Consider the following 14,020-nt stretch of genomic DNA (forward strand, 5'->3'; position numbering starts at 1 on the left):
TTCCATGCTTCCACAAGGGGCCGCCCCCCCGCAAGCCCCTAGGTCCCACCCGCGGCAACCCTTAGCCTGGGCCCTAATCCTAAGGGATAGGATCCCGGAAAATGAGGCCATGCTGGACGACGTGCTGGCGCCCATCCACGGCGGCCCCGACGGCGGCCCTGAGCCCCTTTACGACTTCTCCACCAACGCCAACGCCCTGGGGCCCAACCCGGTCATCCTTGAATACCTCCAGCAAGTGGACCCAAGCCGCTACCCCGACCCCCTCTACCGGGAGACCCACCGCCTCCTGGCCCAGGCCCACGGCGTGACCGAGGCCCAGGTGGCCGTGGGTACCGGGACCAGCGAGCTCATCCACCGGCTTAGCCGCTGGAACTACCTCCGCGGCCCCATCCTCCTCCTTCCCCCCACCTTCAGCGAGTACGCCCGGGCGGCCCGGGCCCTGGACCTGCCCCTCTGGGAGGCCCGAAGCCCCGAGGAGTTTTTGGAGCTTCTCCCCCGAAGCGCCCTGGCCTTCCTCTGCGTCCCCAACAACCCCACGGGGGAGGTCTACCCCTTCCTGGAGGAGGCCGCCCGGCGGGCCGGGGGAGCCCTGGTCCTGGACCTGGCCTACTACGAGCTCATGGAAGAACCCCTTGCCCTCCCCCAGGGGGTATGGCGCCTCTACAGCCCCAACAAGGCCCACGGCCTCACCGGGGTGCGGGCGGGCTACCTGGTGGCCCCCCTGGACCTCACCCACTTCCGGAACCTGGCCCCGAGCTGGCCCGTATCCGCCCACGGGGAGGCCCTCCTCCGGGGGCAGCTGGACCCTAGGGCCCGGGCCTGGCTGGAGTGGAGCCGGGCCGAGCTCCACCGCCTGAGGCGGCTTTTGGCCGAGGGGCTTAGGGCGCTCGGCCTCGAGGTCCTTGAAAGCCCCGCCAACTTCCTCATGGTGCGGGTGGGCAGGGCCACGGCGGTGGCCCGGGCCCTGAGGGAAAGGGGCCTAAGGGTGCGGGACGCCACCAGCTTCGGCCTCCCCGAGTGGCTCCGGCTCTCAGCCCAGCGGGAGGAGGCCATAGAGGCCCTTTTGGAAGCCCTGGAAGGGGTTCTTGCTAGACTGGGGGCATGACCCCGGAGCTCGCCCGCTACCTGGAGGAGGCCCTGGGGCGGCTTAGGGCGGCCCTGGACCTGGAGGCCCTCTACCTCTTCGGCTCCCACGCCCGGGGGACGGCGGACCGAAGGTCGGACCTGGACCTTTTGATGGTGGCCCGCACCTCCCTCCCGCCCCTAAAGCGCATCGGCCTCGTCCTGGAGCTCCTAAAGGATGCCCCCCTCCCCGTGGAGGCCCTCGTCCTCACCCCCGAGGAGTTCCAAGAGCGCCGGGACCTCCCCTTCCTCCAGGGGGTCCTACGGGAGGCGAAACCCCTTTATGAGCGTGGAAAAGCGCCTGCTTGAGGCCCGCCGCTGGCTCGCCCAGGCCTGGGACGACCGGGAGAGAGGAAAGGCCCTCTGGATCGCCCTGGGCCTAGACCCCCGGGGCCACAGCCTCGCCCGGCTCCTCCGGGACCTCCCCCCGGAGGAAGCCCCTTTCTTCCACCCCCTTCTGCCCCAGGCCCTGGCCCTGGACAAGCTCCACATCCCCACCCGCTACCCCGACGCCCTTCCCGGGCTCACGCCCAAGGAGGCCTACACCGAGGAGGCCAAGAAGGCCGTGGAGGTGCGCCTTGGCGGGAGCTAAGGCCCTCATCGTCTGGGGCACGGGAAGCGGGGTGGGGAAAAGCCTCCTCACGACTGGCCTTCTCCGCCACTTCCGGAGGCTCGGCCTCCGGGCCGCCCCCTTCAAGGCCCAGAACATGGCCAACCACGCCCGGGTGGTGGCGGGCGGGGAGATGGCCAGCGCCCAGTGGCTCCAGGCCCTGGCGGCGGGGGCCGAGCCCGAGGTGCGCATGAACCCCATCCTCATCAAGCCCTTCGGGGAGCGGGGGGCCCAGGTGGTGGTGTGGGGAAAGGTGGACCCAAGGCTTTCCCAGCTTCCCTGGAAGGAGAGGAGGCCCCACCTCGAGGCCCCCATTCGCGAAGCCTTGGAGGGCCTTCTCGCCGAGTACGACCTCCTGGTGCTGGAAGGGGCGGGAAGCCCGGTGGAGCGGAACCTCTGGCCCGACCTCCCCAACCTGAAGGTGGCCCAGTGGGCGGAGGCCAAGGCCCTCCTGGTGGCCGACGTGGACCAGGGCGGGGCCTTGGGGGCGCTTTACGGCACCTGGGCCCTCCTGGGGGAGCACCGGGAGCGGCTTTTGGGCTTCGTCTTCAACAAGTTCCGGGGGGACCTGGAGCTCCTAAGGCCCGCCTACGGCCTCCTCCAGGGCTGGACTGGGGTCCCCGTCCTCGGCACCCTTCCCCTCCTCCCCCTCTCCCTCCCCGAGGAGGACGGCTTCCGCCACCGCCTCGAGGGGCAAGGGGGACCCCGGGTGGCCCTCCTCCGCTACCCCCACGCCGCCAACCTGGACGAGTTCTGGGCCCTCGGGGAGGTGGCCCGGCCCCGCTACGCCCGCACCCCCGAGGAGGCCGAGGGGGCGGACCTCCTGGTCCTCCCGGGAAGCCGCCTCCCGGCCCGGGACCTCCCCTGGCTTAGGGCCTTTCTGCCCGTGATCCGGAGGCACCTGGAAGCGGGCAAGCCCGTCCTCGCCATCTGCGGCGGGGCGGAGATGCTCTCGGAGGCCCTCCTGGACGAGGAGGGGGTGGAGGAAAGGGGGGTCTTCCCGGGGCTTGGCCTCCTGCCCTTCAGGGTGAGGATGCGGCGGGAGAAGACGGTCCTGAGGCGGCGGGTGCGGCTCGGTGGGCTTTCTGGTCCCTGGGAAGGGCTCAACGGCCTCCTGGTGGAGGGGTACGAGATCCACCACGGGGAAGGGCTTCCCCTCTTCCACCAGGAAGGAAGCCTCCTCGCCACCTGGCTCCACGGCCTATTGGAAAACCCGGGCGTACAGCGGGTCCTCTTCGGCCGGGAGGCCAGGGGCCTGGACGAGGCCCTGGACGGGCTGGCCGACGCCCTGGAAAGGCACCTGGACCTATCGGCCCTTCACCGGGCCCTGGGCCTCGCCGGCGGGGTCCACCCAAGCCCCGCCCCGGCCTCCCCCGACCCCCCGCCCAGGCCCGGCCCCGTCCTGGTCCTGGGAGGGGCGAAAAGCGGCAAAAGCCGCTTCGCCCAGAGGCTCGCCGGGCCCTTCGCCACCCTGATCGCCACCGCCGAGGCCCGGGACGAGGAGATGGCAGAGAGGATCCGCCGCCACCAAGAGGAGCGCCCCCCCACCTGGGAGACCCTGGAGGAACCCCTGGACCTCGCGGGGGCCTTGGGGCGGGCCCGCCACCCCACGGTGGTGGTGGACTGCCTCACCCTCTGGGTGGCCAACCTCCTGGAAAGGGGCCTGGACCCGGTAGCAGAGGCCGAGGAGCTCCTCGAGGCCATCCGTTCCGCCCAAAAGCGGGTGATCCTGGTCTCCAACGAGGTGGGCATGGGGATCGTGCCCGCAAACCCCCTGGCCCGCCGGTACCGGGACCTCCTGGGGGCCGTCAACGCCCTCCTGGCCCGGGAGGCGGAGGTCTACCTCATGGTGGCGGGAAGACCCCTGCGGCTTCCAGAGGGCACCTGAAGGGCGGAGCTTTCAGACAGGCTGCAGGGAGGAAAGCCCCGCCTGGGCGGCGGCGAGCCTGGCGGTGAGGACCCGGAAGGGGCTCGCCGAGGTGTAGTCCAGGAGGTCGGCCACGAAGCGCACGCTCCCCGCCTCGCCCCCGTGCTCCCCGCAGAGGCCCAGCTTTAGGGCGGGGTTCGCCCGCCTCCCCTCCTCCACCGCCAGGCGGAGGAGCCTGCCCACCCCCTTCTCGTCCAGGCGCTCCGTGGGGTCAAAGGGGAAGAGCCCCTCCTCCACATACCGGGGCAGGAACTTGCCGGCGTCGTCCCGGGAGAGGCCGAAGGTCATCTGGGTCAGGTCATTGGTGCCGAAGCTGAAGAAGTCCACCAAAGGGGCGATCTCCGCCGCTAGGAGGGCCGCCCTCGGGGTTTCCACCATGGTGCCGAAGGGGATGGGGCCGTACTCCCGGAAGAGCTCCTCCGCCAGGGCCTTAGCCCTTTCCACCTCCTTGGGGTCGGCCACCAGGGGGACCATGACCTCGGGCCTGGGGTCAAAGCCCTCCTCCCGAAGCTCCTTGGCCGCCTCGAGGAGGGCCCTTAGCTGCATGCGGAAGATCCCGGGCCTCTGGAGGAGGAGCCTGACTCCCCTAAAGCCCAGCATGGGGTTCACCTCCTTTAGGGCCTCGGCCCGCTCCAGGAGGCGCTTGGCCTCCTCGTCCCCGGCCTCGGCCTTCTGGCGAAGCTCGTCCAAAGGGGGCAGGAACTCGTGGAGGGGCGGGTCCAGGAGGCGCACGGGAACGGGAAGGCCGTCCATGGCCTTCAGGATCCCCTTGAAGTCCTCCTTCTGGAAGCGGAAGAGGGCCTGAAGGGCCTCGTCCTCCTCTTCCGGGGTGGCGGCCAGGATCAGGCGGCGCACCCAGGGAAGCCGCTCCTCGTGGAAGAACATGTGCTCGGTGCGGCAAAGCCCTATGCCCTCGGCCCCCAGCTCCCGGGCCCGCCTGGCGTCCTCGGGGGTGTCGGCGTTGGCCCTGACCCCCAGGCGCCGGTAGGGCTCAGCCCAGGCGAGGAGCTTGTGCAAATAGGCCTCCCCCGCGGCCTCCACCAGGGGGACCACCCCCAGGTAGACCTCCCCCGTGCTTCCGTCCAGGGTGAGGAGGTCCCCCTCCCGCACCTCCACCCCCTCGGCCACGGCCCGGCCCTCCTCGGGGAAAACCCTCAGGGCCTCGGCCCCCACCACCGCCGGGACCCCCAGGCCCCGGGCCACCACGGCGGCGTGGGAGGTGAGGCCGCCCCGGGCGGTGAGGATCCCCTTGGCCAGGTACATGCCGGTGATGTCCTCGGGGGTGGTCTCGGGGCGGACCAGGATGGCGGGAAGCCCCTGGGCGCTGAGCCGCTCCACCGCCTCGTTGCTGAAGGCGGCGTGGCCAAAGGCGGCCCCGGGGCTTGCGGGAAGGCCCTTGAGGAGGGGCCTTGGGGCCCGCTCCCGGTCCACGGCGGGCCGGAGGAGGCCGGGAAGGGCGTTGGCCTCCACCCTCAGGATGGCCTCCTCCCTGGTGATGAGGCCCTCCTCCGCCATCTCCACGGCGATGCGCACCGCCGCCTGGGCCGTGCGCTTGCCCGAGCGGGTCTGCAGGAGGAAGAGCCTGCCCTTCTCCACCGTGAACTCAAAGTCCTGCATGTCGCGGAAGTGCCCTTCCAGGCGCTCCGCCACCCGCAAAAGCTCCCCGTAAAGCCCCGGGGCGTAGTCCTTCAGCCGGTCCAGAGGCTCAGGGGTGCGGATGCCCGCCACCACGTCCTCCCCCTGGGCGTTCCTCAGGTACTCCCCGTAAAGCCCCTTCTCCCCGGTGGCCGGGTTGCGGGTGAAGCCCACCCCGGTCCCCGAGTCCTCCCCCAGGTTGCCGAAGACCATGGCCTGGACCACCACCGCCGTCCCCAGGTCCTCGGGGATGCCGTAGATGCGGCGGTAGGCCCGGGCCCTGGGGTTGTTCCAGCTGCGGAAGACCGCCAGAACCGCCCCCTCCAGCTGGGCCCAGGGGTCCATGGGGAAGGGGGTGCCCCGGGCCTCCAGGTGGGCCAGGTAGGCGTGGGCCAGCTCCTCCAGGTCCTCGGCGGTGAGCTCGGCGTCGCTCCTGGCCCCTTTCCTCTCCTTGAGGGCGGAAAGCATCCCCTCAAAGACCTCGGCCCTCTCCCCCAAGACCACCTCCCCGTACATGGCGAGGAGCCTTCGGAAGCTGTCCCAGGCGAACCGGGGGTTCCCCGTGGCCCGGGAGAGGGCCGCCACCCCTTGCAGGGAGAGGCCCAGGTTGAGGATGGTGTCCATCATGCCGGGCATGGAAACCGGGGCCCCGCTCCGGACGGAAACGAGAAGGGGAGGGTTGTTGCCCTCCCCCAGGCCAAAGCGCTTGCCCGTTAGGCCCTCGAGGGCCGCCATCTTGGCCCGCACCTCCTCCCAAAGCCCCGGTACCTCCCCCGTCCTCAGGTAGCGGCGGCAGGCCTCGGTGGTGATGACAAACGCCGGGGGAACGGGTAGCCCGGCCTTGCGCATGGCCACCAGGCCGAACCCCTTACCGCCCAGGAGGTCCTTGGAAAACCCCTCCGCCTCCTCCAAGAGGTACACCTGTGCGCTCATCCCCCTTAGTCTGCCCAGGGCCATGGAAGCGTGGAAGTGTGTAGGCGGGGCAGGGCTACACCACCTTCGGGCCAGGGTGGTCTAAAGGGCATACCGTGGGCCCCGTGCTATCCCGCACGATAAGGATGACCCGGGGCTTCTGGCCCCAGGCTACGCCGAGAAGAAGCAAAACGCCCAGTAAGCTTAAACGGCGCATCCCCTTTTACCCCTTTTGCCCCAAAGGCTACCCTGGGACCACCGTAGCGTCAAGACCCCCCTAGAAGGCCTGGATTCTGACCCCGGCCCCCTCGAGGGCCCGCCGCACCGCCCGGGCCACCTCCGGGGCCCGGGGATTGTCCCCGTGGATGCAGAGGGTCTCCGCCTGCACCTCCACCTCTCCCCCGTCTAAGGCCTCCACCCTACCCCTCAGGACCATGTCCAGCGCCCGACGGGCCGCCTCCTCCGGGTCGGTGATCCAGTTTCCCGGCATGGAGCGGGGGGCCAGCTGGCCGCTCTTCAGGTAGGCCCGCTCCGGAAAAGCCTCCCGCACCGCCCTGAGCCCCGCCCTCACCGCCTCCTCCTCATACACCGTCCCCGGGAGGACCACCAGGGGAAGGCCGGGGTCAAAGGCCTTCACCGCCTCGGCGATGGCCCGGGCCGTCTCCCGGTCCCGGCAGGCCTTCAGGTATAGGGCCCCGTGGGGCTTCACGTGGTGCAGGGAAAGCCCCTCGGCCTTCACGAAGGCGTAAAGGGCCCCCAGCTGGTAGAGGACATCGGCGTAGACTTCTTCCGGGGAAAGGACCATGTCCCGGCGGCCAAACCCCACCAGGTCGGGGAAACCGGGGTGGGCCCCCACGGCCACCCCGTGGGCCTTGGCCAGGGCCACCGCCTCCCGGATCCTGGAGGGGCTTCCCCCATGGAAGCCGCAGGCCAGGTTCACCGAGGTCACCAGAGGGAATAGTTCCCGGTCGTACCCGTAAGCAAAGGCCCCGTAGGACTCCCCCGCATCTGCGTTCAGGTCCACGACCACGCTCACCACCCCCTATAGACGCAAAACCACCTCTCTGCCATCCCCAAGCCTGAGCAAGGGTTCCGCTTGTGGCTCCAGGCAGGAAAACCGAAGAACAGGGGAACTAGCTTCACCCTACCCTCCCGTCATGGTCCTGGGAAGCCAGGTAGCGAGGCCAGGAAAGGCCACCAGGAGCACCACCATGAGGAGGAGCACCCCCATGAAGGGAAGGCTGTAGCGAGCGATGCGGAAGAGGTCCTCCCCGGTGAGGGACTGGATGACGAAGAGGTTGAAGCCCACGGGCGGCGTGATCTGGGCCAGCTCCACCATGATGACCAGGTACACGCCAAACCACAATGGGTCCAGGCCGATGGCCTTAACCACGGGCAGGATGACGCTGATGGTGAGGACCACGATGGAAATCCCGTCCAGGAACCAACCCAGGACCACGTAGACCAGGCTGAGGAGGAAGACGAAAAGAAGAGGGGTGATCCCCGCCTCCGCCGCCCAGGCCGCCAGGGCCCGGGGGATGCCCGTGAAGCCCATGGCCAGGGTGAGGACCCCGGCCCCCGCCAGGATGAGCCCGATCATGCTGGTGGTGCGCACCGCCCCCAGGAGGCTTTCCCGAAAGAGGGCCAGGCTCAGCTCCCCTCTCAAGGCCGTGAGGCCGAAAGCCCCCGCCACCCCGATGGCTGCCGCCTCCGTGGGCGTGGCCACCCCCAGGTAGATGGACCCCAGGACCAGCAAAATGAGGAAGAAAACGGGAAGAACCGCCAGCGAACCCCTCAAGACCTCGCCAAAAGGAGGAGGGGGTTCCTGGGGAAGGCGGTGGCGCTGGAAAAACGCCAACAGGGCCACGGTCAGCATTAAGAGAAGGGCCAGGAGGACGCCGGGAACCACGCCCGCCATGAAGAGCCGGGCCACCGAGACCTCGGCCATGACCCCGTAGACGATCATGATGACGCTGGGGGGAATGAGAAAGCCCAGGGTGCCGGCCCCAGCCAGGGAGCCCAGGGCCAGCGGCTTGGGGTAGCCCCGTCTGAGGAGCTCAGGCAGGGTGAACCGCCCCACCGTGGCCGTGGTGGCCGCCGAGGAGCCGATGACGGCGGCGAAGAGGGCGCTGGCCACCACGTTCACGTGCAGAAGGCCCCCGGGAAGCCGGGCCAGGAGGGGAGCGAGGCCCTGGAAGAGGCTCTGGGCCAGGCGGGAGCGGTAGAGGACCTCCCCCATCCAGACGAAGAGGGGTAGCGCCGCCAGGCTCCAGCCGGAGGTGCTGATCCAGAGGGCCGTGGCCACGTTGGGCCCCGGGGGGGCCGTGGTAAAGAGGGCAAGGCCAGCCAGGCCCACCAGGATAAGGGCCAGGCCGATATAGACCCCGAGGGCTAGGAGGAGGAAGAGAAGGCCCGCCAGGAGGATACCGATCTCTAGGAGGCTCACCTTCCCCCCCGGAAGGCCTTTAGAAGGGCCTCCAGAAGGGCCAGAGCGAAAACGCTGGCCCCGAAGGCCACCACGCCCAGGGGAATCCAGAGGGGTAGGGGAAGGAGGCCCGGGGCCAGGTCCCCAAAGCGCAGGCTCTCCCCCATCTTGGCCCAAAGGGCCCAGGCGGCGTAAAGGGCGGCCAAAAGCCCCAGGCCAAGGCTCAGGCGCTCCACCCAAGCCCGGCCCCTAGGGGGAAGCCTCTCCCAGAGGAGCTGGACCCGCACATGCCCGCCTGCCCTCAGCGTGGGGGCCAGGCCCAGAAAGACAAGCCCCGCGGTGGCGAAGCCCGCCAGCTCCAAGGCCGAAGGCACCACGAAGCCCACAAAGCGCCCCACCACCTGGGCCAGGATCACCAGGAGGATGAAGAGGCCGAGGAGGAGGGCAAGCTCCTCGGCCAGGCGGTAGAGGGCCGCCAGGGCCCGCTCCAGCGCCCTCATCGCCCCAGGTACTGCCGGTAGACCTTGACCCCGGTGGCCCCCACCTGCCGCTGCCATTCCAGGATCATGGTCTGCCCCACCTTCTTGAGGTCGGCCATGAGCTGGGGCGAGGGCTTGACCACCTGCATGCCCTTGGCGGCCAGGGTCTGGAGGGCCTTGGCCTCTTGCTCCTGGGACAGTTTCCAGCCCCTTTCCTCGGCCCTTCGGGCCGCCTGCAGAAGGGCTTCCCGGTCCTGGGAGGAAAGGCTTTCAAAGGCCCGGCGGCCGATGACCACCATGTTCTTGGGAATCCAGGCCTTGATGTCGTAGAAGTAGCGGGCGAAGTCCCAGGCCTGGCTGTCCACCCCGGTTACGGGGGAGGTGATCATGGCCTCCACGATGCCCGTGGCGAAGGCCTGGGGGATATCCGCCGCCTCCACCTGGACGGGCGCCATGCCCAGGAGCTCCGCAAGGCGGGCCGTGGCCGGGTTATAGGCCCGGAAGCGGAGGCCCTTGAGGTCCTGGGCGCTGTTCACCGGCTTCTTGGTGTAGAGCCCCTGGGGGGGCCAGGGGACGGAGTAAAGGAAGACCACGCCCCGCTGCAGGAGCCACTTCTCCACCTCCGGGCGCTGGGCTTGGTAGAGGCGCCAGGCTTCCTCGTAGCTGGTGGCCACAAAGGGAATGGAGTCCAGGTTGAAGATGGGGTTCTCGTTGGCCAGGAGGGACATGAGCACCTCCCCCATCTGCACCTGGCCGTTCCGCACCGCCGGCAGGATCTGGGGATGGGGGAAGAGGGAACCCCCCGGGTGGACCGTCACCTTAATCCTTCCCCCCGTGGCCTCCTCCACCTCCTTGACGAACTGCAGGATGTTCTGGGTGTGGAAGTTGGCCGGGGGGTAGGGGGTGGCCATGTTCCAGGTCTGGGCCAAAGCGCCAAGGGAAAACGCCAGAAGCCCTGCCAGAATCCGCTTCATCTTCCCACCTCCTCCTTCACTTTAGCGTCCTCAGGGCCCGGTCCACGAAGGCGTTGGTGTAGGTGCGCTTGAGGTCAATCCTGGCCCGGGCCACGTTGGGGTCAAAAGCCGAGAGCACGGTAAGGGGCCTAAGGGGGGCGGTGTCGCTAAAGCGGCCGTTGGGAGAGAAAGACTCCAGGGAGTTCTTCAAGACCTTCAGGTACAGGGCCCGATCCCCTAGGAAGTACTCCTCGGGGAGGACCGCCGCGATCTCCTCCGGGGTCTTACCCTGCATCCACTTGAGGCCCCGCACCATGGCGTTCACCAGCTTCTGGGCGGTCTCCGGGTTTTTGTCCAGCCAGGCCCGGGTGGTGTAGAGAACGGCGGCCGGGTACTCGCCGCCTAAGACCTCCCGGGTCCCCTTGGTGGACCGGGTGTCGGCCAGGACCTTCAAAAGACCCCGCTCCTCCAGAAGGGTGATGGCGGGCTCCACGTTGGAAATGGCCTCCACCTGCTTGTTCTGAACCGCCGCCACCGCCTGCGCCCCCACGGATACGCCGATGACGGAGACATCGGTGGGCTTGAGGCCGTTTTTCACCAGGAGGTAGTTGAGGAAGAAGTGGGTGGAGCTCCCGGGGGCTGTGACGCCCACCCTACGGCCCTTCAGGTCGGCCACCGTCCGGATCTGGTCCGCCAGGTCTGACCTGACCCCAAGGACGATGGCGGGGTACCGGCCCACCTGGACGAAGGCCACGATGTCCCGGCCCTGGGCCTGCATCTGGATGGTGTGGTCGTAGAAGCCCATGACCACCTCCACGCTTCCTCCGATCAAGGCCTGGAGGGCCCGGGCCCCGGCCCCTAGGTCCTGGATCACCACGTCCAGGCCCTCGTCCTTGAAGTAGCCCAGACGCTCCACCACGGTGAGGGGCAGGTAGACCATCGCCGTCTTCCCCCCCACGCCCAGGACCACCCGGGTCTGGGCCAGGCCAAACGCCAAAAGGACCAGCAAAACCGCCAGCATCCGCCTCATGCCTCACCTCCTTCAGCCCGGGGGCGCCAGACGAGAAGCCGCCTCTCCAAGGCGCCCACCAGGGCATCCAAAACCAGGACGAAGACCATCAGGACCACCATTCCGGCGAAGACCCCAGTGGTGTCAAAGACCCCTTCCGCCTGGGCGATAAGGTAGCCGAGCCCGGCGGCGCTCCCCAGGTACTCCCCCACCACGGCGCCGATGACGGCGAAGCCGATGGAGGTCCTCAAGGAGCTGAAGATCCAGCTGGCGGCCGCAGGCAGGTAGATGTGGCGGAGGAGGTGGCCCCGCTTGGCCCCGAGGAGCCTGGCGTTGTTGAGGACCACGGGGCTCACCTCCTTCACCCCCTGGTAGGTGTTGAAGAAGGTCACGAAGAAGACCAGGGTCACCCCTAAGGCCACCTTGGAAAGGATGCCCAGGCCAAACCAGAGGGTGAAGATGGGGGCCAGGACCACCCGGGGAATGGCGTTGAGGGCCTTCACGTAGGGGTCCAGGACTAGGGCCACACCAGGGGATAGGGCCAGCCAAAGCCCCATGAGGACCCCGAAGAAGGTGCCGAAGAAAAAGGCCAAAAGCATCTCCACCGAGGTCACGTAGAGGTGGGGGTAGACCTCCCCGGTGGCGAACCAGCGCCACACCCGGGCCAGGATGTCCGAAGGCTTGGAGAAGAAGAAGGGGTCTATGCGGCCGGTCCTCGAGGCCCACTCCCAAAGGCCCAGGAAGGCGAGGAGCAGCCCCGCCTGCCAAAGACGCACCCTAAGCCCCCGCATGGGCCCGCATCACCTCCCCCCTCAGCAGGTCCCAGATCTCCCGGTGCAGGCGCAAAAACTCCGGGGTAAGCCGGATCTCGGCCACATCGCGGGGCCTAGGTAAGGGGATAGGAAACTCCCCGATGGGCCTTGAGCGAGGCCCCGCGGAAAGGACCACCACCCTGTCGGCCAGGGCGATGGCCTCCTCCAGGTCGTGGGTGACAAAGAGGACCGTCTTGCGGTCCTCCTGCCACAGGCGCAGAAGCTCGTTTTCCATCAGCTGCCGGGTCTGCACGTCCAGGGCCGAGAAGGGCTCGTCCATGAGGAGGAGGCGGGGGTTGGCGATTAGGACTTGGGCCAGGCCCACCCGCTTGCGCATCCCGCCGGAAAGCTGGTGGGGAAAGTGGCGTGGAAACCGGCCAAGCCCCACCTTCTCCAGCCAGACCCGGGCCCTCTCCCGGGCCTCCCGCCACCCCATCCCCCGGAAGACCAGGGGCAGGGCCACGTTGTCCAGGGCCGTCTTCCAGGGGAGGATGGCGTCTTGCTGGAAGAGGTAGCCCGCCACGGGGTTCAGGCCCTCGAGGGGCTTCCCCTCCAAGAGGACCTGGCCTTGGGTGGGGGAAAGAAGCCCGGCGGCCACGTTGAGGAGGGTGCTCTTGCCGCAGCCCGTGGGGCCCACCAGGCTCACGAACTCCCCCTCCCGCACGGAGAGGTCCACCCCATCCACGGCCACGTAGCTCCCGAAGGCCACGCTCAGGTTGCGGAAGGCCAGGAAGCTCATGCGTAGTACTCGGGGTTGGGCTTGAAGCCCAGGGCATTGAGGAGGCGGTTGGTGAAGTTGAACATGGCCGCCACCTCCGCCGCCTCGAGGATGGCCTCGTCGCTGAGGCCCACCTCCCTCAAGGGCCTCAGGTCCTCCTCGGTCATCTCAAAGTGCCTGTGGGTGACCTTGAGGGCGAAGTCCACCAGGGCCCGCGTCCTTGGGGGAAGCTCCGCCCTCCTGGGGTTGGCGGCCAGGACCTCGGGGAGGACCGGGTCCCCCGTGAGGTCCTTGAGGTAGCGCTTGTGGCTGGCCACGCAGTACTCGCAGCGGTTCTCCCCGCTGATGGCCACCGCCATGGCCTCCCGCTCCTCCCGGCTCAGGAGGCCTTCCCCCCGCATCAGGGTGTCGTAGTACCGAAACCAGAGGAGGAAGCGGGGGCTCAGGGCAAAGGCCCGGGCCACGTTGGGCACGAAGCCCGTCTTCTCTCGGAAGTGGGCGAAAAGGGCCCGCACCTCCTCGGAAAGCTCCGCTTCCTCCGGCACCCGGAGCCAGGAGATCACCATACAGCCACCGCCCGCACCGGCCCGCCCGAGGCGCCCTTGTGCTTGGGGCCTCCCACAAAGATGAGGGCACCCGAAGGGGGCACCTGGGCCAGGTTGGCCAGGTTCTCCAGGCCGTACTTCCCCGCCCCCAGGACGGTGACGTGGGTCTTGAAGTCCTTGGAGGGGCCAAAGTCCAGGGAAAGGGTGTCCACCCCGATGCCCACGATCTCCCGCTCCCGCACCAAAAAGGCCGCCGCCTCGGGGGAGAAGCCGGGGAAGTGGAGGGTGCCCGAGGCGTCCTGGTTGAGGAAGGCCTTGGGGTCCCGCCACCGGCTCTCCCAGCCCGAGTGCATGGCCACCAGAGCCCCCTTGGGCAGGCGGCCGTACTGCCTTTCGTAGGCCAGGATGTCGTCTACGGTCACCTGGGCGTCGGGGTCCTTGGCCGCCTTCTCGTGGATGTGGATGACGGCCAGGGGAGCGATGAGGGCGCTTAGGGGAAGCTTCTCCGCCGTGGGGGCCCCCTCCACGAAGTGGGCCGGGGCGTCCATGTGGGTGCCGGAGTGCTCCCAGAGGTCCAGGCGGTTGCCGTAGTAGCCGTTTTGGCGCACGGTGACCAGGGTGGTGATGCGCATGGGCTCGGCCCCGGGGAAGAGGGGGATCTCCGGGGAGAGCTCGTGGGTGAGGTCCACGGCCTGGGAGAAGGCCTTGCCCGGGACCGCCGCCTGGGCCAGGGCGGCGCCGGCCAGGGCCGTCAGGCTCGAGGCTAGAAAGCTCCTCCGGGAAAGGGAACGGGCCACCGTCTCCATCACCAGGGGCGCGCACATAGCTGACCTCCTTTGCGGGATAACTTACCACCCGCTGCATAAGGTTGCA

14 protein-coding genes are annotated in these 14,020 nt (G+C 68.8%); 4 read left to right on the forward strand and 10 right to left on the reverse strand.

Going from position 1 to position 14,020, the window contains the following annotated elements; translation table 11 throughout:
- Positions 1–109: 109 nt before the first annotated feature.
- Genes BVI061214_RS10030 through BVI061214_RS10045 form a run of 4 tightly spaced genes read left to right on the forward strand, consistent with a single transcriptional unit; the run spans position 110 to position 3,620 of the window.
- Positions 110–1,105, forward strand: coding sequence for a pyridoxal phosphate-dependent aminotransferase (locus BVI061214_RS10030; protein ID WP_053768267.1), 996 nt, complete (start codon positions 110–112; stop codon positions 1,103–1,105).
- A complete protein-coding gene (locus BVI061214_RS10035; RefSeq protein ID WP_053768268.1) occupies positions 1,102–1,431 on the forward strand; it encodes a nucleotidyltransferase domain-containing protein in 330 nt (109 codons plus the stop codon). Before BVI061214_RS10030 ends, BVI061214_RS10035 begins: the two co-directional genes overlap by 4 nt.
- Positions 1,406–1,714 (forward strand): HEPN domain-containing protein, encoded by a 309-nt coding sequence (locus tag BVI061214_RS10040; protein WP_053768269.1) that lies wholly within the window; start codon positions 1,406–1,408, stop codon positions 1,712–1,714. The genes BVI061214_RS10035 and BVI061214_RS10040 overlap by 26 nt, the downstream gene beginning before the upstream one ends.
- A complete protein-coding gene (locus BVI061214_RS10045) occupies positions 1,701–3,620 on the forward strand; it encodes a cobyric acid synthase (RefSeq protein ID WP_053768270.1) in 1,920 nt (639 codons plus the stop codon). Before BVI061214_RS10040 ends, BVI061214_RS10045 begins: the two co-directional genes overlap by 14 nt.
- 12 nt (positions 3,621–3,632) lie before the next feature.
- Here BVI061214_RS10045 and ppdK read toward each other — a convergent pair whose 3' ends face one another.
- The 10 genes from ppdK to BVI061214_RS10095 all read right to left on the reverse strand — a co-directional run bounded on the left by ppdK (position 3,633) and on the right by BVI061214_RS10095 (position 13,971).
- The gene (ppdK, locus tag BVI061214_RS10050) at positions 3,633–6,227 is read right to left on the reverse strand and encodes a pyruvate, phosphate dikinase (protein ID WP_053768271.1); all 2,595 of its coding nucleotides are present in this window, start codon (positions 6,225–6,227) and stop codon (positions 3,633–3,635) included.
- Between the two features lie 256 nt (positions 6,228–6,483).
- Positions 6,484–7,236 carry a LamB/YcsF family protein gene (locus BVI061214_RS10055; protein WP_053768644.1) on the reverse strand — a complete coding sequence of 251 codons (753 nt, stop codon included), beginning with the start codon at positions 7,234–7,236 and terminating at the stop codon, positions 6,484–6,486.
- A gap of 114 nt (positions 7,237–7,350) precedes the next feature.
- Complete coding sequence (locus BVI061214_RS10060; RefSeq protein WP_053768272.1) at positions 7,351–8,652, reverse strand: TRAP transporter large permease; 1,302 nt, start codon at positions 8,650–8,652, stop codon at positions 7,351–7,353.
- Positions 8,649–9,131 (reverse strand): TRAP transporter small permease subunit, encoded by a 483-nt coding sequence (locus BVI061214_RS10065; RefSeq protein ID WP_082333145.1) that lies wholly within the window; start codon positions 9,129–9,131, stop codon positions 8,649–8,651. Before BVI061214_RS10065 ends, BVI061214_RS10060 begins: the two co-directional genes overlap by 4 nt.
- Positions 9,128–10,084, reverse strand: a complete 957-nt coding sequence (locus BVI061214_RS10070) for a TRAP transporter substrate-binding protein (RefSeq protein ID WP_053768273.1) — start codon at positions 10,082–10,084, stop codon at positions 9,128–9,130. Before BVI061214_RS10070 ends, BVI061214_RS10065 begins: the two co-directional genes overlap by 4 nt.
- A gap of 16 nt (positions 10,085–10,100) precedes the next feature.
- A complete protein-coding gene (locus BVI061214_RS10075) occupies positions 10,101–11,093 on the reverse strand; it encodes an ABC transporter substrate-binding protein (RefSeq protein WP_053768274.1) in 993 nt (330 codons plus the stop codon).
- Positions 11,090–11,863: an ABC transporter permease gene (locus tag BVI061214_RS10080; protein WP_053768275.1), complete on the reverse strand. Its 774-nt coding sequence runs from the start codon at positions 11,861–11,863 to the stop codon at positions 11,090–11,092. Before BVI061214_RS10080 ends, BVI061214_RS10075 begins: the two co-directional genes overlap by 4 nt.
- Entirely contained in the window at positions 11,850–12,623 is a 774-nt protein-coding gene (locus BVI061214_RS10085) for an ABC transporter ATP-binding protein (RefSeq protein WP_053768276.1), read from the reverse strand. The genes BVI061214_RS10080 and BVI061214_RS10085 overlap by 14 nt, the downstream gene beginning before the upstream one ends.
- The gene (locus BVI061214_RS10090) at positions 12,620–13,168 is read right to left on the reverse strand and encodes a peroxidase-related enzyme (protein ID WP_053768277.1); all 549 of its coding nucleotides are present in this window, start codon (positions 13,166–13,168) and stop codon (positions 12,620–12,622) included. Before BVI061214_RS10090 ends, BVI061214_RS10085 begins: the two co-directional genes overlap by 4 nt.
- Entirely contained in the window at positions 13,162–13,971 is an 810-nt protein-coding gene (locus tag BVI061214_RS10095; protein ID WP_053768278.1) for a cyclase family protein, read from the reverse strand. Before BVI061214_RS10095 ends, BVI061214_RS10090 begins: the two co-directional genes overlap by 7 nt.
- Positions 13,972–14,020: the final 49 nt, after the last annotated feature.

The sequence above is a fragment of the Thermus aquaticus genome (genome assembly GCF_001280255.1).
Lineage (GTDB): Bacteria > Deinococcota > Deinococci > Deinococcales > Thermaceae > Thermus > Thermus aquaticus.